This window comes from Streptomyces qaidamensis (genome assembly GCF_001611795.1).
GTDB classification, from domain to species: domain Bacteria; phylum Actinomycetota; class Actinomycetes; order Streptomycetales; family Streptomycetaceae; genus Streptomyces; species Streptomyces qaidamensis.
Genome location: NZ_CP015098.1, coordinates 2,913,581 through 2,934,563 on the forward strand (window position 1 = coordinate 2,913,581; position 20,983 = coordinate 2,934,563).

Annotated in this window: 19 protein-coding genes; 14 read left to right on the forward strand and 5 right to left on the reverse strand. The window is 73.3% G+C overall.

Translation table 11 applies throughout. The features are described from left to right. Positions 1-64: 64 nt before the first annotated feature. The 3 genes from A4E84_RS12770 to A4E84_RS12780 all read left to right on the forward strand — a co-directional run bounded on the left by A4E84_RS12770 (position 65) and on the right by A4E84_RS12780 (position 6,588). Positions 65-1,072 (forward strand): AAA family ATPase, encoded by a 1,008-nt coding sequence (locus tag A4E84_RS12770; RefSeq protein ID WP_062926689.1) that lies wholly within the window; start codon positions 65-67, stop codon positions 1,070-1,072. Further along, on the forward strand, positions 1,062-5,333 hold the full coding sequence (locus A4E84_RS43715; RefSeq protein WP_062926690.1) for an SAV_2336 N-terminal domain-related protein: 4,272 nt from the start codon (positions 1,062-1,064) through the stop codon (positions 5,331-5,333). The genes A4E84_RS12770 and A4E84_RS43715 overlap by 11 nt, the downstream gene beginning before the upstream one ends. 217 nt (positions 5,334-5,550) lie before the next feature. Then, positions 5,551-6,588 (forward strand): rod shape-determining protein, encoded by a 1,038-nt coding sequence (locus A4E84_RS12780; protein ID WP_062926691.1) that lies wholly within the window; start codon positions 5,551-5,553, stop codon positions 6,586-6,588. A gap of 13 nt (positions 6,589-6,601) precedes the next feature. Here A4E84_RS12780 and A4E84_RS12785 read toward each other — a convergent pair whose 3' ends face one another. Together A4E84_RS12785 and A4E84_RS12790 are read right to left on the reverse strand one after the other, a co-directional pair. Beyond that, on the reverse strand, positions 6,602-7,555 hold the full coding sequence (locus A4E84_RS12785; protein ID WP_062926692.1) for an anti-sigma factor RsbA family regulatory protein: 954 nt from the start codon (positions 7,553-7,555) through the stop codon (positions 6,602-6,604). Next, entirely contained in the window at positions 7,552-7,908 is a 357-nt protein-coding gene (locus tag A4E84_RS12790) for an STAS domain-containing protein (protein WP_062926693.1), read from the reverse strand. The genes A4E84_RS12785 and A4E84_RS12790 overlap by 4 nt, the downstream gene beginning before the upstream one ends. 185 nt (positions 7,909-8,093) lie before the next feature. On the opposite strand from A4E84_RS12790, the gene A4E84_RS12795 reads away from it, so the two are divergent. From A4E84_RS12795 to A4E84_RS12815, 6 genes are all read left to right on the forward strand, one after another. Then, positions 8,094-8,792 carry an ANTAR domain-containing protein gene (locus tag A4E84_RS12795; protein WP_062926694.1) on the forward strand — a complete coding sequence of 233 codons (699 nt, stop codon included), beginning with the start codon at positions 8,094-8,096 and terminating at the stop codon, positions 8,790-8,792. A 94-nt stretch (positions 8,793-8,886) separates the two neighbouring features. Then, positions 8,887-9,048, forward strand: coding sequence for a hypothetical protein (locus A4E84_RS43405; protein WP_167455408.1), 162 nt, complete (start codon positions 8,887-8,889; stop codon positions 9,046-9,048). A 78-nt stretch (positions 9,049-9,126) separates the two neighbouring features. Continuing rightward, positions 9,127-9,369, forward strand: coding sequence for a DUF6411 family protein (locus A4E84_RS12800; RefSeq protein ID WP_062926695.1), 243 nt, complete (start codon positions 9,127-9,129; stop codon positions 9,367-9,369). A 68-nt stretch (positions 9,370-9,437) separates the two neighbouring features. Continuing rightward, the gene (locus tag A4E84_RS12805; RefSeq protein WP_062926696.1) at positions 9,438-10,403 is read left to right on the forward strand and encodes a YihY/virulence factor BrkB family protein; all 966 of its coding nucleotides are present in this window, start codon (positions 9,438-9,440) and stop codon (positions 10,401-10,403) included. Between the two features lie 68 nt (positions 10,404-10,471). Next, positions 10,472-12,358, forward strand: coding sequence for a polyprenyl diphosphate synthase (gene uppS, locus A4E84_RS12810; protein WP_335340829.1), 1,887 nt, complete (start codon positions 10,472-10,474; stop codon positions 12,356-12,358). Between the two features lie 161 nt (positions 12,359-12,519). Next, on the forward strand, positions 12,520-13,293 hold the full coding sequence (locus tag A4E84_RS12815) for a sulfite exporter TauE/SafE family protein (protein ID WP_062926697.1): 774 nt from the start codon (positions 12,520-12,522) through the stop codon (positions 13,291-13,293). 112 nt (positions 13,294-13,405) lie between these two features. Here A4E84_RS12815 and A4E84_RS12820 read toward each other — a convergent pair whose 3' ends face one another. Then, positions 13,406-13,699 carry a hypothetical protein gene (locus tag A4E84_RS12820; protein WP_062926698.1) on the reverse strand — a complete coding sequence of 98 codons (294 nt, stop codon included), beginning with the start codon at positions 13,697-13,699 and terminating at the stop codon, positions 13,406-13,408. A gap of 200 nt (positions 13,700-13,899) precedes the next feature. Between A4E84_RS12820 and fxsT the strand changes: the two genes are divergently transcribed. Then, complete coding sequence (gene fxsT / locus A4E84_RS12825; protein WP_062926699.1) at positions 13,900-16,038, forward strand: FxSxx-COOH system tetratricopeptide repeat protein; 2,139 nt, start codon at positions 13,900-13,902, stop codon at positions 16,036-16,038. A gap of 89 nt (positions 16,039-16,127) precedes the next feature. Here the strand turns inward: fxsT and A4E84_RS12830 are convergent, their stop codons facing one another. Continuing rightward, positions 16,128-16,577 (reverse strand): hypothetical protein, encoded by a 450-nt coding sequence (locus A4E84_RS12830; protein WP_062926700.1) that lies wholly within the window; start codon positions 16,575-16,577, stop codon positions 16,128-16,130. Positions 16,578-16,969: 392 nt separating this feature from the next. Between A4E84_RS12830 and A4E84_RS42885 the strand changes: the two genes are divergently transcribed. Beyond that, positions 16,970-17,209 (forward strand): hypothetical protein, encoded by a 240-nt coding sequence (locus A4E84_RS42885; protein ID WP_159029570.1) that lies wholly within the window; start codon positions 16,970-16,972, stop codon positions 17,207-17,209. A 72-nt stretch (positions 17,210-17,281) separates the two neighbouring features. Beyond that, complete coding sequence (locus A4E84_RS12840; RefSeq protein WP_062926702.1) at positions 17,282-17,533, forward strand: hypothetical protein; 252 nt, start codon at positions 17,282-17,284, stop codon at positions 17,531-17,533. A gap of 218 nt (positions 17,534-17,751) precedes the next feature. Here the strand turns inward: A4E84_RS12840 and A4E84_RS45740 are convergent, their stop codons facing one another. Further along, positions 17,752-18,258 carry a TetR/AcrR family transcriptional regulator C-terminal domain-containing protein gene (locus A4E84_RS45740; protein WP_418082197.1) on the reverse strand — a complete coding sequence of 169 codons (507 nt, stop codon included), beginning with the start codon at positions 18,256-18,258 and terminating at the stop codon, positions 17,752-17,754. A 147-nt stretch (positions 18,259-18,405) separates the two neighbouring features. Here A4E84_RS45740 and A4E84_RS12845 point away from each other — a divergent pair, with 147 nt between their 5' ends. Further along, positions 18,406-18,633, forward strand: coding sequence for an aromatic-ring hydroxylase C-terminal domain-containing protein (locus A4E84_RS12845; protein ID WP_159029571.1), 228 nt, complete (start codon positions 18,406-18,408; stop codon positions 18,631-18,633). 85 nt (positions 18,634-18,718) lie between these two features. Next, entirely contained in the window at positions 18,719-20,869 is a 2,151-nt protein-coding gene (locus A4E84_RS12850) for an MMPL family transporter (RefSeq protein ID WP_062926704.1), read from the forward strand. Positions 20,870-20,983 lie beyond the last annotated feature (114 nt).

Genomic DNA, 20,983 nt, shown 5'->3' on the forward strand with positions numbered 1-20,983 from the left:
GCCCCGCCGCCTGCCACTCCCCCGAGAAGCACCCGCACGAAGACGGAGAGCGAGACCACTCCCCATGCCGCACTGGTCCGTCTACACCGGCCGCGACGAGCCGCACGACGGCATCGACGACCTGCCCGCCCCGCCGCCCTGGCGTGCCTTCGACGGCGGGCCCGCCCTGCCGCCGCCGCACGACGGCGACGACGCGACGGCTGTCTCCCCCGACCGTGTGCACCGGGCGAAGTCGTACGTCGCCACCGAGGAGAGCGTCCGGCTCGTCAACGCCGCGCTCTGCCTGCGCCGCCCCCTGCTCGTCACCGGCCCGCCCGGCACCGGCAAGTCGTCCCTCGCCTACGCGGTGGCGCGCGAGCTGCGGCTCGGCCCGGTGCTGCGCTGGAACATCACCAGCCGCAGCTCGCTGGCCGACGGCCTCTACCAGTACGACCCGCTGTCCCGGCTGTACGCGGCCCGGGAGGCACGGGAGGAACGGGGCGGTGTCGAGGACCACCTGCGCCTCGGCCCGCTCGGCACGGCCCTGCTCCCCTACGACCGGCCCCGCACCCTGCTCGTCGACGAGATCGACAAGAGCGACCTCGACCTGCCGAACGACCTGCTGAACGTCCTGGAGGAGGGCCAGTACGAGATCCCCGAACTGGTGCGTGCCGCCCGGCACTCCGGCGACGGCGCGGCGGAGGTGCTCGCCGACGGCACGGACACGCCGGTGACCGTCCGCCGCGGCCGGGTCCGCTGCCGGGCGTTTCCGTTCGTCGTGCTGACCAGCAACGGGGAGCGCGAGTTCCCGCCCGCCTTCCTGCGCCGCTGCGTCCGGCTGAAACTGCGCCGCCCCGGCCGGGACCAGCTCACCCATATCGTGCGGGCCCATCTGGACACGCCGAGCGGGGACGCGGACCGTCTGATCACCCGCTTCCTTGAGCGGGCCTCCGGCGGCGAACTGGCCACCGACCAGCTGCTGAACGCCCTCTACCTCACGGGAGTGGCGGGCCTGGACGCCGAGTCCCGCGACGACCTCGCCGAGCAGCTGATGCCGTACCTCAGCGCGGCGGCCGACGGCGATGGCTTCTGACGGCGGACCCGGGCCGTCCCCGGTCGCCCGGCTGCAGGCGGCCCTGTCGGCGGCGGGCGCCGCGCCGACCCCGCGGGAGATCGCTGAACTGCTGTGGCTGGCCGGACAGTTGGAAGCGCCGTCCGGCGAGCCCCGGACAGGCCGGCCGAACGCTCCCGAGGCTCCCGTCACGCAGGGAGCGGCTCCCGGCCCGGACGAGCCGGCACCCGCCGCCCCCGCATCACCGCAGACCGCCGAGCCCCCCGCCCCGGCCGGCCCGGGCCGCGTCCCGCTCCGCCTCCCCGCCCCGCGCTCCCCGGACCGCGCCGGCCACCACTCCGGCGGCGGATCGGCGCTCCTCGCGCCCGCGCCCCCGATGCTGCCCCACCCCCTCGCGCTCCAGCGCGCCCTGCGCCCGCTCCAGCGCAAGGTGCCCTCCCCGCATCTGCGCCTGCTCGACGAACGGGCGACGGCCGACCGGATCGCGCGGCTCGGCGCCCACCCGGACGTGTGGTTCCCCGTGCTGCGGCCGGCGCCCGACCGCTGGCTGCGCCTGAACCTCGTGCACGACACCGGCCCCACCATGCCGGTCTGGCGCCCCCTGGTGAGCGAACTGCACACGGCGCTCGCCCAGTCGGGCATCTTCCGCACGGTCACCCTGCACCCCGCGACGCCCGACGGCCGGGCCCGCCAGGTCCCCGTCCTCGACGACGGCCGCACGGCCACCCTCCTCGTCAGTGACTGCATGGGCCCGCAGTGGCGCCCGGGCGAGGCGGGCGAGCGCTGGTACCGCACGCTGCGGCAGTGGGCCCGTCGCATGCCGCTCGCCGTGGTCCAGCCCCTCCCCGAACACCTGTGGCCCACAACGGCGTTGCCCGCCGAGCCGGGTCTGCTGACGTCCCCGTCCACCGCGGCCCCCTCGGCGGCCCTCGCGTTCACCCCGTACGACGGGTCACCGCAGCCGGGCCGGGCCCTGCCGCTGCCGGTCCTGGAACCGGGCGCCCCCTGGCTCGCCCACTGGGCGGCCCTGCTCGCCGACCCGGGCGGCGCCCGGACACCGGGCGCGGTGGCCTGGCTGCCGCCGGCACCCGCACCGCCCGCCGAGCCCGCCCCCGACATCACCACCGCCTCCCCCGAAGACCTGGTCCTGCGCTTTCGCGCGACCGCGTCCCCGGAGGCCTTCCGCCTCGCCGGGCATCTCGCGCTGGCGGTCCCCTCGGTGCCGGTGATGCGCCTCGTCCAGCGCACTCTGGAGCGCGACCCGCGCCCCCAGCACCTGGCCGAGGTCATCCTCAGCGGCATGCTCACCTCCGCGCCCGGCCCGCCCGGCTCCTACGCGTTCCGGCCCGGCGTACGGGAGTTGCTGCTGCGCTCCCTGCCCCGCACGGCCCGCGGCCGGACCCGGGAGTTCCTCGAACGGGTCGGGGGGCTGATCGACGAGCGGGCGGGGCTCGCGGCCGGGGAGTTCCGGGCCGAGACGGACGGCGGGAAGGGTGATGCGGGTCCGGCGTTCGCGACGGTCAGCGAGGAGACCGTGCGGCGCCTCGGCGGGGAGACGCCGTTCGCGGGACGGTACCGGCTGACCGGGCGGCGCGGCGGGGAAGGGCGCGTGTCCCGGGCCGTGGACGTCCGCACCGACCGGCAGGTGATCGTGCGCCGGTACCGTGAGCAGCCCGCCCCGCAGGAACGGTTCCTGAGCGAGGCGCGCGCCCTGGCCGGGGTCGACGATCCGCATGTGGTGAAGGTGCTCGACTTCGGAGTGGAAGGCGACGTGCCCTACCTGGTGACGGAGTTCGTGGACGGCCTGACCGTCTCCGAAGTGCTCTCGGGCATCACCTTCCCGGCCTTCGCCCGCCTGGTGTGCCAGGGCATGGCAGGGCTGGAGGCCCTGCACGCGCACGGTCTGGTACGCGGGGAACGCGGGCCGGCCGGCCTGCTGCTGCGCCCCGACGGCACGGTGCTGCTCAGCCGCATCGCCCTGGGTGAGGAGTCCCGGAACAAAGCCCCCGAGGCGGACGTCGCGGAGTTCCGGTGGCTGCTCAAGCAGCTGGCCGCCGGCACCCAGGTGCCCGCCGAGCACCGGGAACTGCTCGAACTGATCGACCGGCACGAGCTGCCGGAAGCCGCCGCGTACGCCGCCCGCCTGCCCGCCCAGTGGCCACCGCCGCGCTCCTTCACCCTGCTCGGTCCCCTGCGCATCAGCGCCGGCACGCAGCCCGTGGAACCGCCCTCCCCCGAGGCCCGGGCGCTGCTGTGCATGCTGCTCCTCCGGCACGGCCGGCGCGTGCCCCACTCCGAACTGGCCGGCGGGCTGTGGGAGGAACCCCTGCCGGAGAGCGAGGCCGCCCACCGCCTCGACGCCCTGGCCGCGGAGGTCCGGCGGGTGCTGCCGGACGGCGGCCTCGTCGCCTTCTCCGACTCGTACGCCCTGCACGTGCCCGACGTGTACGTCGACGTGCTGCACTGCGAGCGGCTCCTCGCGGGCGACACCGGCGACCCCCGTCGCGCCCTCGGCCTCTGGTACGGCGACCCCCTCGACGGCGTCCCGGGACCGGCCGCCGCGGCCACCCGGGAGCGGCTGCGCACCCTCAAGGCGGTGCTGCGGTCGCGGCCGGAGGCCGCCGCCCCCACGATCCTCTTCGAGGCCGACGACCTCACCGGCCACCCCGAGGCCCGCATCACCCTCGAATACGCGGTGCACGAGATGCTCTCCCGCGGCGCGCTCGCCCCCCACCAGTTCGACGTGCGCGTCCGCGGCGGCGGCTACGACGTCCACACCGAGCCCGGTACGTACCTCCTCCCGGTCCTGGCCGCCGTCCTGCGCGGCCTGCCCGAGGTCCTCACCGGGCTCGCCGACCCGCCGCCCTTGACCGTCACGTTCTGGGACCGGCCCGCCCCGCCGCCCGAGCCGCCGCGCGTGCCCGCCGACATCCAGGTGATCGTCTCCCCGGACCTCTACGAGCAGTTCGCGGCCAGCTCGGCCGCCCAGGGCCCCCAGCGCTTCCAGCCACTCTTCCAGGACGGCGCCACGGACACGCCGCCCGTCGCCTGGTACTGCCCGCTGGCCCCGGCCACGACCCCGGAGCCCGGGGCCCGTGACCTGGTGCAGGGCCCCTTCATCACCCGCGACCTGCGCCGGCTCGGCATACCGGTCCCGGGCCGCACGGCCGTCGTCCACACCCGGCCCGACGGTCCGCTGACCCTCCTCAACCCGGCCCGGCCGCACGGCGACCGGCCGCCGGGGCTCGTGACGTACTACGAGGTGGACCTCACCACGCACCAGTCCCGTCACCGGGTCTCCCTGCCCAGTTCGGGCAAGGGCGCCTTCGCCGCCGCGGTCGAGCTGGCCTGGCACGTGGAGGACCCCGTCGCGTTCGTGCGGGCCGAGACCGGCCGGGTGTCCGACGTACTGCTCGGCCACCTGCTGGAGGCGGCGGCCCGCGTCACCCGGAGGCACCCGCTGCGCCGGGCGGGTGCCGCCGAGCGCGCGGTGAACGCCGGGCTGGGCCACTGGCCGGTGCCCGGTCTGTCGGTGACCGCGTCGGTGCAGCTCGGCCCGGAGGGCACGGCCCTGCCCGTACCGCAGGGGGCCGCACCCGCGCAGCGCCCGCTGCCGCAGCTCCTCGGTGCGGCCGAGACGGTCCTGGTCGGGTTCGACGGCCCGATGGCCCGCCTGTTCTCGGCGGGCACCGCCCGCGAGGCCGTGCTCGGTCTGCTCGCCCTCGTCGACGAGCACCGCGCGCCGCGGCACGCCCTGCCCGGCGCGGTGCGGGAGACGTTCGCCCATCCGCTGGACGTGCTCCGGGCCTTCGCGCGGGACCCGCTCGGGCCGCTGCTGCGGGAGCGTCTGGACGAGATCGAACTACGGGCGGTGCCGCACGCCCCGGCGACGCACAACTCCGCGCCCCTGGTCCGCACCCTGCACGCCTCCGGCCGCCGCGTCTGCGTGATCACGGACGTCTGCGCCGAGGCCGTCCCCCGCTACCTGCGGCCCTACGGCTCCCTGCCCCTGGCCGGCGTCCACGGGCGCGCCGAGGACCTGGCTCTGCTCACCCCGGACCCGGACTGCATGCTGCGCGCCCTCGACGCCTGCGACGGGTCCGCGTCGACGGGCCTGGTGATCGGTTCCACGGTCGCCGAGCTGGCCGCCGCCCAGCGGGCCGGGCTGCGCTTCGTCGGCCTCGCCCGCAACGCCACCACCGAGCGCCGGCTGCGCGAGGCCGGCTGCGAAACCACGGTGACCTCCCTCGCACCGCTGCTGGAGGCCGCTCACTCCCTGTGACCTGAAGTGGATCCGCCGATTCCCTGCGACCTGAGCCAAACGGCAGGCCCGAGCGCCGAACCCCCCGTTCGGCGGCGCCCCGCCCGGCCCCCCAGGAAAGGCGGCCCGGCCCCGTCCCGCGCACGATGCGAAGGAGGCCCGCCGCCCGGCGGACCCACGTATGCGAGGCCCGCCACCTGGCGGCCCCCCACGGTCTGTGCTCTCGGGAGGACCTGCCATGACCGCCAGTCTGGAGCAGTTGCGCCGCTGCCACTTCGCCGTCGACCTGGGAGCGGCCCGCACACGCGTCTACGTCAAGGGCGCCGGGCTCGTCGTCGACCAGCCGTCCGCCGCCGCCGTGAACACCCGCACCGGCGCGCTGATTGCGGTCGGTGAGCTGGCAGAGAAGATGACGGGCCGCACCCCGCACTACATCCGGGTGGTCCGGCCGGTCTCCGGCGGCACCGTCGTCGACATCGAGATGGCGCAGCGCATGCTGCGGCATCTGCTCGGTGACAAGATGCGCCGCGCGCTGCGCCGCAAGCCGATCCTGCGCGCCGCGGCCTGTACCCCGCACGACGCCGACCCGCTGGCCCAGCGCGCCGCGATCGAGACGCTGGTCGGTCTCGGGGCCCGCAAGGTGGAGCTGGTCGACACGCTGATCGCCGCCGCCGTCGGCTGCGGGCTGCCCGTGGAGCAGCCCGAGGCCACGATGATCATGGTGTGCGGGGCGGCAGCCACGCAGGTGGCCGTGCTGTCCCTCGGCTCGATCGTCACGGCCGAGCGCATCCCGGTGGGCGGCGAGGCCGTCGACCAGGCGATCGTCCAGCACCTGCGTCACGAGCACGAGCTGATGCTTCCGAGCCAGTCGGTGCGGCCCTTGCAGCTGGCCCTGTCGGGCAACGGCCTCACCCCGCAGGGCCCGGCCTCCACGGAGATTCACGGCCGGGACGTCGCCACGGGCCTGGCCCGGTCCGTCCAGGTCGACACCGCGGCCGTCCGGGACGCCATCCAGACGCCGCTCACCGCGATCCTCGACGGCATCGGCAAGGTGCTGCGGGCCTGCCCGCCCGACCTGGTCGCCGACCTGGCCGACCGGGGGATCATGATGGTCGGCGGCAGCGCCCTGCTGCCGGGCCTGGACCAGATGCTGCGGCAGGCGACCGGCATGCCGGTGCACATCGCAGAGCGCCCGGACGTGTGCGCCGTGCAGGGTCTCGGCGCGATGCTGGAGGGCAGGATCGCGCCGCTGGCGCTGGACCCGCTGGGCAGCTGAGGTTCGGCGCCGGTCAGCGGGCGAACCAGCAGCGCACGGTCGTCCCGCTGTCGCTCCGGTGCAGCCGCACCAGATCGGCGATCAGGTTGACCAGCAGGATCCCGCGCCCGCCGCGCTGGTCGCGGGGCACGGGCCGGCGTCCGGCCAGGACGTCCGCGAGGCGCCCCTGGTCGCGGACCTCGCACACCACGTACCCGTCCTCGGCCCACACCCGCAGCAGGCCCGAACCGCCGCCGTGCACCACGCTGTTGGTGGTGAGCTCGGCCGTGGCCAGGGCCAGGTCGTCCAGCTTCACACCGACGAGGCCGAGCCGCGCGCCCTCCCCGACGGCCACGTGCCGGGCGTGGGGCAGGGAGTCGGAGTCGAAGGCGAACGACAGCGCCTCCGGCACGGGCTGCAGCGGCTCGTTGTAGCGGGTGACGACACCCTCGGGGGCGTACGCGTCGCTGCGCTGTTCCGCCCGGGAACCGGGGTGGATGACGGTGGGGTGGGTGGCGTAGGCGTCGGCGACGACGTGCTCGGGCAGCTGCTCGACGTCGTACGGGCACAGGATCGTCGCCGTACGGCCCCGGAAGGCGGCGTTGATGAGCGCCTCGTGCTGGGCGCAGGCCGGGTACTCGGCATCGGAGCGGCCGGCCCAGATCGGCTCGCCGATGATGCGCACCCGGCGGCCGGCCGGCTGGGCGTCGGCGAAGGCGCGCAGCACGCCGGGGATGATCCGCCCGGGGTTGCGTCCGGCCTCGCGCATGTCCAGGAGCCGCACGGCGGCGGCGTCACCCCCCAGCGCGTCCCGGATCAGGGCGAGGTTCTTGCCGGGTACGGCGACTGCCACGGGTTCTCCGGCCTCCAGCCCTTCGCGTACGAAGGGCAGGGTGCCGTCGAGGTAGTCCTGCTCGTCCCGGTAGAAGAGCGCGGGGTGGACGAAGGGGTCGAGGGGCCCGAAGGGCTCGGTGACCGTGCTGGTCATGATGTGGACACCTCGATTCCTTCCTGGCCGGGCCACAGCAGGTCCAGCGTGCGCCGCAGGGCGGGCGGGGGCCGGCGCACCACGAACCGCCGGCCGTCGCGGAGCTGTCCGGCGGCGGCCGCGAGCGCACCGGCGCCCGCGACGTCGACGAACGTCACGCCGGACAGTTCGAGGTAGTACACGTCGTCATCCTCGCGGACAGCCTGTTCCAGTACGCTTTCCCAGATCGCACGTGTCGTCAGGCCGACCTCACCGGCCGCCCGGACGCCCCGCCGTCCGGCCAGCGGAAAGACCGCCAGACCGGGCACCGGATCGCAAGGGCCGGTCGCCGACAGCTGCTGCCGAGTGTTCAAGCCCCTCTCCCCACACTTCTGGACCACAGCGCTCTTACCCGTAAGGCAAAGGCTCATTCCCCCGCCACGTGTGTAGTACGCCGTACGGCGGGCAGGCGCACCTCACACCGACGTCCACGGGGGCGAGTGACGTCGTGCAGTCCGGCGAGACGAACACGACAGACGAGGACCGACAAGGCGGTGACATGACCTCAGCGGCATCACCACATCTCACAGGAGGGCTGGACACCCTGGTCATCCCGGGCCGCGTCGACGCGGACCGCGCCGAGCTCACCCCCCGTGGTGAGCTCGTGCACGGCTGCGCGGACATTCTGATGAGAACCCTGGCCGGCCTGCCGGCCACGGTCACCCGGGTCGACCTGGACATGGCGGGCGTGCACTTCATGGACACGGCCGGCCTGCAGTTCCTGGACGTGCTGGCCGACCACGGCCGGCAGCGGTCGCTGACGGTGACGACGACGAACTGGAACGGCCAGCCGCGCCGGATCCTGGAGCTGGCGGGCCTGGACACGACCGATCCGCTGGCCGGTCCGGACACCTCCGGCGCGGTCTCCGCGGTGGCACCCGCCGCCCCGGCCCCCTCGGCGGTCGCCCTGGAACGCGCGGAGCGCCTGCACCTCCTGGAGGAGGAGGTCGAGCAGCTCCGCCAGGCCATCGCCTCCCGTCCCGTCATCGACCAGGCCCGGGGCATCCTCATGGCCACCCACGGCTGCACCTCGGACGAGGCGTGGCACATCCTGCGGGAGACGTCCCAGCTGTCGAACACGAAGCTGCGGGACGTCGCGGCGGCGGTGACCGCGAGCGCGGAAGCGGACGGCCCGCCCCCGTCGCCCGAGCTGTCCACGGCACTGAAGCGGGCCGTCGCGAGGCGCCGCCGGGGCTGACGGGCAGGGGCCCGGGGTACCCGCGTGCCGGGGGCCGGTGCTCCCGCCCCCGGCGGGGTACCCGGCAGCCGACAGCCGCGCGAGGAGGTGCACGATGAGCGACCACACCCCGTCCCAGGCCGAAGGCGACCGCGACGACGAGCAGGACACGACCCCGCGTCCCACCCCGTCCCAGGCCGAGGGCGACCGCGACGACACGAGCGCCCAGGAAGAAGGCGACGGCGACGGCGACGGCGACCGGACGGATGCCGCATAGAGAGGCCACAGAGAGAGGCCACATGGAGACGATGTGACGGGGAACCCGTAACTCTCCCACTACACAAGGGAGTTACTTGTGATCATCGCCGTCGTCATCGCCGGATGTGTCCTCCTGGCCGTGCTGGCCTTCCTCGTCCCCCGCCTCTCGCGCCACCCCGAGCGCGGCACCCAGCGCTCGCTCGGCGCCGGCGCCCGGGCCGGCGGCAAAGCACCCGGAGTGCTGGGCAGGCTCTTCAGCAAGCCCTTCCACTCCAGTTCCCGCGCGGTGAGCCGCAGCGGCTCGGCCGGCCGCCGCACCCGCGGCCGCATGCCCTTCTGACCCACACGCGGCCGTGCCGCCCGGCATGCTGGTCCGGTACGCAGGGCAGGCAGAAGGAGAGCTTCTCGATGGGCACCGCAGTGCATGTCCCGCAGACGCGGGACATGATCGGGGAGGAACTCTCCGGGGATGAGGCGTTCACGGCGCTGCGGCGCTACGGAGGCCGCCGGCTGTTCCTCGACGCGTTCACCCGCTTCCGCTACGCCGACGGGTTCAGCAGCTCCCGCTCCCTCGCCTTCCAGGTCGTCCTGGGCATGGTGCCGTTCACCATCGCGCTGGTCGGCGTGGCCACCACCGTGCACACGGAGAGCGTGGGGCGGATCATCGAACTCACCCTCGGCCGGATCGTGCCCGGCGCCAGCGCGGACCTGGTCGAGGAGGCCCTGGACGGCACCGCACGCAGCGCTGGTTCGGGCGTCTGGGGCGCCGTCGCCATGTGGCTGGGCCTGGCCTTCGCCGTACTCAACCTGGCCTCGGCGATGGCCCAGGTCGAGCGGGGCGCCAACCGCATCTACGGCATCGAGCGCGACCGGCCCTTCCTGGCCAAGTACGGCCGATCCCTGCTCCTCGCCATGGCCGCGGGCATGCCGATGGTCCTGGGGTTCCTCGTGCTCGTGGCCGGTGACGCCGTCGGCAGCGCGGTGGTGCAGGCCCTCGGCTGGTCCCGCACCTGGCTCGACTGGTGGGGCGCCCTCGACGTGCCGCTGGGCGTGGTGCTGGCCTGGGTCGCCTCGGCGGCGATCTTCCGCTGGGCGCCCCGCCGGGACCAACCGGGCTACACCTGGCTGGCATTCGGCTCCGCGGTCCATCTGGTGCTGTGGATCACGGCCACCTGGCTGCTGGCGCTCTACGTCGCCAAGAGCGGCTCCTTCGGCGCCGTCTACGGCCCGCTGACGGCCTTCGTCGCCCTGCTGCTGTGGGCCAACCTGACCGGCGTGGCCCTGTTCCTCGGCATCGCCTTCGCCGCCCAGCTCGAAGCGGCCCGGGCCGGCATCACCGAGGCCGTGCACCCCGACCCGGGCCCGGGCCCGTGACGTACGCGTCTGACGCGCACCCCGGCCCCTGTGATCACCGCGCGGAACCAGGACGTATCGTCCTCGGTGTGACCGATGTGCCCCCCGCGACCACGACACCGGCAGACCGAGAAGCGGCCCACGGAACCCCCGGACCGGCCGGACGCCCGGTGAGCGGCGACGACCCGGCCCTGCGGGCGGCCTACCGACTGTGCCGGCGCCGGACGAAGGACGAGGACCCGGCGGAGTACGCGCTGATCCAGCTGGTGCCCGCGGCCCTGCGCCCGGCGCTCCACGCCCTGTGGGCCGCCGCCAACGCCCTCGACGACCTCGGCGACGACCGCACCGCGCCCGCGGCCGAGCGGGCCGCCCGGGTCGAGGCCTGGATCACGGCCCTGCACCGCGAACTGCCCACCGGCTCCAGCCCGGACCCGGTCCGCCACGCCCTGGTGGACACCGCGAACCGCTGGCGCCTTGACCTGTCCGAGCTGCGGGACGCCATGGCCCAGGTCCAGGACGACACCCGCGGCAGGCACTTCGCCGACTGGGCGGAGTGGCGAGCCTGGGGCCGGGACAACCTCCTGCCCTGGTTCGGCCAGGTCCGCACGGTCTTCGACCGGGCCGGCGTCCCCGTGGCGCTGCGCCTGGACACCCGGGAGGCCTACGAGGAGTTCCTCGACGGCGTCCGGCTCACCGACATCCTCACCGACCTGTCCGCCGACCTCGCCCAGGGCGACCTCCTGCTGCCCGCCGAGGCCCTCGACCTGCACCCCGGTTCGGCCGCCGACCTGGCGCAGCGCCGCTGGAGCCCCGCCATCGCCGCCCTGGTCACTCACCTGACCGGCCTGGCCCGCCAGTGGGTGGCCCAGGAGGCCCTCACCCGCGGCATGCACCCGGGCCCCGCGACGGTCCTGGACACGATGGCCGCCCTGCTGCACGCGCAGCTCGACGCCGTCGACGCGGCCGGCCCGGCGATCCTGCGCTCCCCGCCCCGGCCCGCGCTCCGCACCCGGGCCCGCATCCTCGCCCCCGCCCGGGCCCGCGCGGCCCTGGCCTGGAGCCTGACCCCGCTGACGGTGCCGCCGCCGCAGCGCCCCGGCGCGCACCGGCCACCGGCACCCGCCCCGCCTGCACCCGCCGGCACCTTCCTCCAGCCGCCGCCCCATCCCAGCGGCGAGCGGCCCCCCGCAATCCCGCCGGACGCTCTGCCCGCCCACGTCGCCGTGATCATGGACGGCAACGGCCGCTGGGCCCAGCAGCGCGGCCTGCCCCGGCACGAGGGCCACCGTGCCGGCGCCGACGCCGTCCGCGAGGTGGTCCACGGCGCCCTGGACATCGGCCTGCGCCACCTGACGCTCTACACCTTCTCCACCGAGAACTGGCACCGCGACCCGGAGGAGGTCGACGCGATCCTCGACCTGCTGCGCCGCGAGATGACCGAGAACCCCTTCCGCGACCTGGACGTCCGGCTGCGCTGGCACGGCCGCGCCGGCCGGCTGCCGCCCGACCTGGTCGACGTCCTCCAGCTGCGCGAGCGCACCACCCGCGCCCGCACCGGCCTGACCCTGACGATGTGCATCGACTACGGCGGCCGGGACGAGCTCACCCGCACGGCCGCCGCCCTGGTCGGCCGGGCCCGGGCCGGCCGTCTGGACCCCGGCCTCATCGCCGAGGACGACTTCGCCCGGCACCTGCCCCTGGCGGACCTGCCGGACGTGGACCTGCTGTGGCGCACGGGCGGCGAGCAGCGCGTCTCCAACTTCCTGCCCTGGCACACGGCCTACGCCGAGCTGCACTTCACCCCCGGCCTGTGGCCCGACACGGACCGCCGCGACCTCTGGCAGGCGATCACCGCCTACACCCACCGCCAGCGCCACCTCGGCGCGACCCCGGACTCGGCGGGGAAGCTCCCCCCTGCCCACGGGCCGTCGGCGGCCCGCTGCGTGGCGACCCCTGCCGCGGGCGCGGGCGACTGAACCGGGCGTCCCGTCCTGGGTCGGCATCGTGCCCCTGCCCGACGGAGCCCGCATCCTGGGCGCACATGCCGGGCCGTCAGCCTGCTCGTGCATGATCGGTGCGAGCCCCTCGACCGCCTTCAGCGCAGCGGGGAGGCGACACGCCGAGCCTTCATGAGGAGATGGCGTTGTCCATCTGGGAAGCACTGGCCGTCTTCGCGGCCGGCACAGGAGCCGGCACGATCAACACCATCGTCGGCTCCGGCACTCTGCTCACCTTCCCGGTGCTGCTCGCGACCGGGCTGCCGCCGGTCACCGCCAACGTCTCCAACGCCCTCGGCCTCGTCCCGGGCTCCATCAGCGGAGCCATCGGCTATCGCGCCGAACTGCGCGGACAGGGCCGCCGAGCACTCGTCCTCGGCCTCACCGCCCTCATCGGCGGACTCGGCGGCGCCGTCCTGCTGCTCGCTCTGCCCTCCGAGGCCTTCGACACGTTCGTCCCCGTACTGATCGCCCTGGCACTCGTCCTCGTGCTGATGCAGCCGCGCCTCGCCGACGTCGTACGGCGTCGCCGCGGGGACGCCGGCGCCACCAACCGCCCGTACGGCGGACCCGTGCTGCTGGTCGGACTGCTCCTGGCGAGTGTGTACGGCGGCTACTTCGGCGCCGCCCAGGGAGTTCTGCATCTCTCCCTGATGGGCCTGTTCCTCGACGAGGATCTGCAACGCGTCAACGCCGTCAAGAACATCCTCGGCGCGGTCGTCAACGGGGTCGCCGCCTGCGTCTTCCTCTTAGTCGCCGAGTTCGACTGGACGGCGGTCCTGCTGATCGCCGTGGGGTCCGCCCTGGGCGGGCAGATCGGCGCCAAGGTCGGCAAGCGCCTCCCGCCCTCGGCACTGCGCGCCGTCATCGTCGCCGTCGGCCTCATCGCGATCCTCCAACTCCTGCTGCGCTGAGACGCGCACGCCACGTAGGGCTCCGCAACCGTCGGGTCCACCCCCGCCGAGTGGCTGAAGGAGATCGTCGCGCTACGCGCCCACTCCCCGGTCTGGGTGAGCATCGCCTTGGTCAGCGAACAGGGCTCGGTACCGAGGCCGGGGCGGCCGGCGCGGCACGCTCCAGCGCCTCCGGATCGATCGCGTCGAGGAACACCGCCGCCGCCGGGCCGGGGTCGGGCAGGTCGGCCACCGCGACGCGGGCCATCCCGGACCACCGAGTGTCGCCGCGGTCCGCGACGTGCACAAGCGCCTCCGGGCGCTCCCCGGCGTAGTGGCTGACGGGGTACACCTTGACGGCGCTCGGGTCGATTCGCGTGCCGTCGATCTCGATGTAGCGGGTGGCGTTGCCTCGCCACTGCTTCAAGCGGTTGAAGCACCGTTCCAGCCGCCCCCGCCCCCGCGACGGCTCGGGCAGCGGCGACCTGGCGAACTCCCCTTCGCCAGCGGACAGTCCAAGGCGGCGTGTCACGACACCATGTCCCACCAAAAAAGATCATTTGAAGACACCGCCTGGTCCAGGGCCGACCTGTGCCACGCTGTGATCCGGGACGAACGGGGGCAGGAATGGCGGAGGGCACGGCCGACGGCACGGAGCGGGAAGTCACCAGGAACGACCTGTCGGGGACCGTCTTCGGGCCGGTTGTCCAAGCGGGCACGGTCAAGGGCGGCGTGCACACGCACATCCACGAGTCGGGCCTGCCGCTGGCATCGGACGTCCACGCGTTCACGCCGGCGGCGAACCCACCACGGCCTCCGTCCGGTCGACTGTGGGGCCGCGACGACGATCTGAACGAAGTCGTCCGGCTGCTCAAGGCGCCCTCGGACGGCGGCTTCGGCGTGGCGCTCGTCGGCATGCCCGGTGTGGGCAAGACCGAACTCGCCCTGCACGCTGCCCGCGCGCTGCGAGAGCGGTATCGGCTCACATGGTGGGTCAGCGCGCAGGACGGCGCGGCCGTGACCCGGAGCCTCGCAGCCCTGGCCCATCATCTGCTGCCCGGACACCGGCACTGGCGCACACCGGCGGATGCGGCCGCCTGGGCCATGGACTGGCTGCACCACCACGACGGCTGGCTGCTCGTCCTCGACAGTGTCGAGACGCCGAGTGACGTGGCCGCCGTGCTGGCCCGGATCGATCGCGGGCCGGTGGTCGTGACCACGCGGTGGGACGTGGACTGGAGGGAGTGCGGGCTGACCGCGAGGGGCGTCGAGCCCCTGCCTGCCCCCGTCGGCGCCGCGTGGCTCTCCGGGCACACGGGCCTGTACGCCGACGACGGCGCCCACCGGCTGGCGGCGGACCTGGGAGGGCTCCCGCTCGCCCTCCAGCAGGCCTCGGCCTACCTGCGCGAACAGGGTCTGTCCTACGAGAGCTATCAGCGGCTGCTCGACGCCGAGCCCGGCGAACTCCTCGACTCACCGGCATGGACGGACGTGCACCGCCGCAACACGGCGCGAAGCCTTCGCCTGAGTGTCGACGCCGTCGCTGCGCTACGTCCGAGCGCCGTCCGCCTCCTCAAGACGGCCTGCTGTTATGCGCCCGAGGCCATCCCGCTCGGCTTGCTGACGCCGGAACCTCAAACGTCGATACGCCAACGCTCCGACATCGAACTCCTGCGTTCCTATTCGTTGATCACGTCGGACCGCGGAAGCGTGAGCATCCATCAGCTCCTGCGACGGCTGCTCCGGGCGGACATGACTGTGGACGGCGGGGAAGCGGCCACGGCCTGCGAGCTGCTCAGGTCCGCCCTCCCCGTGGACCCGTTCTCGACGGTCGCCGACTGGCCGCACTGGCTCCGCCTGATCTCGCACACCGAGGCCCTGGACGCTTTCGTCGACTCGATCGGTGGTGTGCCGGAGCAAGCGGTCGCCGACCTCGCGGGAGCACTGCACGGAGTGGGGACGTTCATGCTGGCCCAGGGGTGGACCGGCCAGGCCCGTGGGTCTCTGACGCGGGCCGTCGAGCGGCGGACGACGGCACTGGGAGAGGGGCACGCCGACACCCTCGACTCCGGCCATCGTCTCGGAGAGGCGCTCCGCGCCCTCGGCAGCCTCGAGGAGGCGCTCGACGTCCACTCCGCGACGCTGGACGCCCGGCTGAGGCTGCACGGCGCGGAGCACCGGCTCACCCTGCAGACGCGGGAGGCGCTGGCCATCACCTACAAGGCCATGGGGCGAACCGACGAAGCTGTCGTCCAGCACGAGGCCATCCTGCGTGATCGTGCCGCGGCCCTCGGCGACGATCACACCGATGTGCTGTGGTCGATGCACAACCTCGCACTCACCTACAAGCAGGCAGGCCGGCTCGACGAGGCGCTGGATCTGCACCATCAGGTCCTCGAGCGCCGCACGGCCGTACTGGGGCCGGACCACCCGGACACCTTGCGGTGCCTGCACAACATCGCCAACGCCCACCACGATGCGGGGCGCTACGAGGAAGCCATCGCCGCGCAGGAGCAGAGCGTCGCGGACCGCGTGCGTGTCCTGGGGCCGGAGAACCGTGACACTCTCCGGTCCCAGTCGAATCTGGCCGACTCGTATCTCGCTGCGGGCCGGGTGTCCGAAGCCGTTGCGCTGCACGAGCGTACGCTCGCCCAGCGGGAGCGGGTACTGGGGCCGGAGGCGCCGGACACCCGCGGGTCGCGTGAGCGACTCGAAGCCGCGCGGGAACGGCAGCACTCCGCGCCTGCTCCCGACGGTTCCCCCTGAACGGTGCAGGCCCGGAACACCTCCGCGGTCCCCGGGCGGTGACCGCTCCCGGCGCGCACCCGCCCCGCGCGAGGCCGCTTCAGTGCCGCTCAGTTCCGCGCCGCAGGAGTTCCGCCCTCAGGGGCGGTCGGCGGCGGAGGCTGGGTGGTGAAGGAGAGCCCGGAGAAGTCCCGGCCCTGAAGGACTGGCCCGTACTGGTTGCCCCCGCTGACGCTGTTGCGCACGTCGCCGTCCTGCGTGAGGATCAGCCTCGCCCCCTCGTGCCACTGCCGCAAGCCGGCGTCGAAGTCGGGGTCCAGCGAGCTGCGAGCGGCGAGGGCGACGCTGAGGGCCTGTGCGCGCGCCTGATCGTCCGGTGCCTGCCCCAGGGCTGCCAACTCCGGTTCTCCGGTACTGACCTGAGGGGCATCTGCCGCGTCCCGCCCGCGCCGGAACGGCTGCCGCACCAGGGCACTCAGCCCCGCCCACGCCTGCCGGCCCAACTCGCCCCCTGCACCGCCCGCCAAGGCCGCAAGCAACCCCATCGATATCGGATCCATGCCGAGACACCCTCCGTGAGTGGATGTTCACCATGAGTAGAACGCCTCGTCGGGCGGCTCGGTTCCCGTTGAGGTCCGGCCCGTCGCTCCCTCCGCTCACCCACGGCCACCCCTCCGCCGAAAAGACCGGGCCGCCCCGAGGCCGACCGGGCTGGTCTCCATCCGTGGTGCACCTCATAGCGCGGTTGCTGGGGCATGCGACGGGCTTCGCCTGCGCTGTGTGGATGCTGCCGGGAGTGCGGGTGGGCACGGGGGACGAGAGCCTCCGCCGGGAGGCCGCCGCACTGGCCGGTGGTGCGTTGGGATGGGCCGTCGTCAGCGCGGCTGTAGGCCCACTTGCCGCTACCGCCCGCTCCCTTGTGGGCGCTCGGATTATGGTCACGAGCGTACGGGTGCTGGTGATCGACCCCTTCACCGCAGTTCTGTCCTGCTTCGCCGCCGGATGCTTGGCGGCCGTGTTCGTTCTCTTAACACCGCCCGTAGTCGGCGCCGTCAATGCGCTGCTGATCGCTCGTCTGCTCGGTGAAGCCCTCTATGTCGACGGATTCGGGTGGGCGGTGCTGTGTGCGTCGGTGACGTGGGTGGTGTCCTGGCCGCTTCGCCGACTGTCCGACAGTCATCTCGGCTCGTAACTCCCCATAGCTCAACTCGGAGTTGTCTCAAGTACCAGGCCCACATCAGGAGCGACCTGCCCAGGCGACGGCATGGCCGTTGTCTACGCCGACGCCCCCCGCGCCTGCGCCCGCGTCCGGACCGTCAGCGTGAAGGCTCGGCACGACGGCCGCTCGTTCGGCAAGATCAAGACGACCGCCGCCGGCCAGGAGAGCGTGACTCCGGCCGTCATCCAGTGGGTACGGGCCCACTACGAGGAGGCCGGCCGGCCTCAGGAGGTGGCCCACGCTCCCGCGCGATGCGAGCGGCGCCCTCCGAGCCCCTGTAGGACCCCCGGCTCTTGATCTGAGCGGGTGAACGGCGGTCGGCCCGTTGGAGTGGTGACCACCACCCCTACGTTTCCGCAGGAGAAACGGTTCTCCCCGCGTAGCGAGTTGTGGGGCGGGTGGGACTCGAACCCACGGCCGACGGATTATGAGTCCTTTGAGAATCTTGGCGGCCCTTGCGTTTCTACGCTGATCCACGGCGTTTTTGCAGGTCAGCCGCGGTGAACTGTGTCAGCTCACCCTTGCTTTTGTCGGTCCGTTCCTATCCTTGCGTCCCCAACGCGTCCCCAACGGGTTTCCTCAAGACGAAAGCGCAGGGTCAGGAGGACAAAACGGCCTGCTCGGCAGCACGCCACGACCTGGTCACGACGCGGTCCGCAGCGGACTCTCATTCGGCAGATCGTCTTCCCCGGTGAATACGAGGGCATGGTCGCGTGCCTGGTTGGCCTGGAGGCGAGGTCCGGGTGTGGGGGCATCGGTGCAGGAAGCACCGCTTCACCTGCTGCCCCCGGCGAGCCCGCCCTCAGGCCCTCGATGAGCAGGCCGAGCCCGAACTCGAAGGGGCGGGTGAAGTCCGTGCTGGTGAGCGTAGGCAGTGTGGCGCTGAGGTGGGAGTACGTGCCCGCCGTCACGGCGTCGCGTAGAACTCCCTGGTCCGCCGGTACCCCGCTTCCCCGCTGGAGGGCGGCCTGTACCTCCAAGGTGCGGCCCACGGTGAAGTTGGCCACGGCGAAGAGCGCCATCGCCGCATCGTCGTCGTGCGTCGCGCAGGGTGCCCACGAACACGTCGGCGAAGCCGAGGGTGTTGGACCCGGTTGAGTGCGAACCGGCGAAGACCCGCGCACCGTCGCGGTGGGTCACCGCGGTAACCCGGTCGGCGGACCTGCTGCGTGAGGGTCGTGGGCTCCTGCTCGACCGACCGCGCGGAGGTCCGCGACGCCGCGGCCGCGTGGACCGGACGGGTCAACACCGTCACCGTCCGCACGGACCGGGTGGACGTCGACGCGTTGCTCATCCGGCCCGACGGCTGTGTCGCCTGGGCCTTGCCCACCGGGCGGGACCTCGACGCCACCACGCTGGTGCGTGCTCTGAGCACATGGTTCGGCCAACCCGCCTGAGCACCGCATTAACAGTCGTCTCAGGTTCGCTCCGTAGGAAGTAGGCATCCAGATAAGCGATGCAACCGTATGTAGGAGGCCAGTGATGGCAGTCAACGCAGCGCCGTCCGGGGAAGCGCCGGCCGGTCGGTTGGCAGGCCGGTGGGTGCCGTGGTTGGTGATTGGCTTGTGGCTGGTGCTGGCGGCGGGCATGGTGCCGCTGAGCGGAAAGTTGAGCTCGGTCACCACCGACAGCGCCGTAGACACCCTGCCGGCCAGTGCCGAGTCCACCAAGGTGGCGGTGCTGGACGACCGCCTCCCCGGTGGTGACAGCAACACGTTCGTCTTCGTGTACCACCGCGCCGGCGGCATGACCGACGCCGACCGCGCGACGGTCGAGCGCCACTACAACACCCTTGCCAAGCGGTACCCGCCGAAGGCGACGGCGGCGGCCGGCGAGGACGACGAGGGCTCACCGACGAGCCCCTCCACCGACCGCAAGGCGATGATGTTCACCCTCGATGTGAGCACGGCCTACGGCGCACCGGAGGACATCGTCGGCCCGTTGCGTGACGCCGCGAAGGACCGCCCCTCCGGCCTGCAACTCGACGTCACCGGCCCGGGCGCGATCGACGGCGACATGGACGCCGTCTTCGACGGCATCGACGTGCAGGTCCTCCTCACCACCATCGTCGTCGTCACGCTCCTGCTCATCCTCACCTACCGCAGCCCGGTGTTGTGGATCATCCCGCTGGTGGCCGTCGGCGCGGCCGCACTGACCGCGATGGGGACCGTCTACCTGCTCGTCAAGGGCTTCGGCATCGTGGTCAACGACCAGAACTCCGCGCTGTTGACGATCCTGGTATTCGGCGTCGGCACGGACTACGCGCTGTTGCTCATCGCTCGATACCGTGAGGCACTGCACCACCATGAGAACGTCCGGGTCGCGATGGTCCACGCGCTACGCGGCGCGGCGCCGGCCATCGTCGCGTCCGCGGCCACCGTGGTCGCCGGCCTGCTCTGCCTGCTCGTCGCGGACCTGAACAGCACCAGCGGGTTGGGCCCGATCGGTGCGGCCGGCATCCTCTGCGCGCTGGTGGCCATGCTGACGCTGTTCCCGGCGGTGCTCGTGGTGCTCGGCAGGCGGATCTTCTGGCCGGCCATCCCGCGGTTCAGCACGGCCGTGGAGGAGAAGCCGGGGCTGTGGGGACGGCTCGGCACCGCCATCAGCCGCCGCCGGTGGGTGGCGACGCTCGGCTCGCTCGGAGTCCTCGGCGTGCTCGCCATCGGGCTGGCGGGCAACACCGGCGCCCTGCGGGAGCAGGACCAGTTCCTGTCGGCGCCGGAGTCGGTCACCGGCTTCACCGTTCTTCGCCAGCACTTCCCGGAGCTCGGCGGCCAGCCGATGACGATCTTCACGCGGCCGGCGCACCAGGAGCGGGTGCTCGACATCGTCAAGGACACTCGCGGTGTGGCCCTGGCCATCCCGGAGCAGACCAGCGGTGGCTGGGCCAACATCTCCGTGTTTCCGAAGGACGCGCCGGACACCGTCGCGGAGTACGACACGATCAAGCGGGTGCGCACCGCCGTGCACGCGGTGAGCGGGGCGGAGGCGATCGTCGGCGGGCCGAGTGCGGAGAACCTCGACACCGAGGTGACCACCAGCCGCGACGAGAAGCTGGTGGTCCCGCTGGTGCTCGCCGTCGTCCTGATCGTCCTCGGGCTGCTGCTGCGCGCGATCCTGGCCCCGCTGGTCCTGATGGCCACTGTGATCGTCTCATTCGCCGCAGCCTTCGGCGGCAGCGTGTTCGTCTTCGACACGATCCTCGGGTTCGAGGGTGTCGACTATTCGGTGCCGCTGCTGGCATTCCTGTTCCTGGTGGCGCTCGGCGTCGACTACAACATCTTCCTGGCCAGCCGGGCCCGGGAGGAGACCGTGCGTCTCGGCACCAGAGAGGGCATGCTCAAAGCCCTCTCGGCTACCGGCGGCGTCATCACCTCGGCAGGCCTGGTCCTGGCGGCCACGTTCGCGGTCCTCGCCACACTTCCGCTGGTGATGCTGATCGAGGTCGGGTTCCTGGTGGCCTTCGGCGTGCTGCTCGACGCCCTGCTGGTGCGGTCGATCCTGGTGCCCGCCCTCACCTTGCTGATCGGCCGGCGGATGTGGTGGCCGAGCCGGCTGTCCCGGCCGGCGGCGGAGCTGCCGGACGGTCAACAGCCGCTCGCCGACGACGAGGAGCCCGCGCTGCAACGGTGAGCGCGGCGGCACGGACGAGATCCGGGACGGGCACCAGGCCCGTCCCGGCCTTTTTATGGGCCCGACGGTCGCCGCCCTCTGGTCCTGCGCCACACGCCAGGGCTGGGGTCGGCG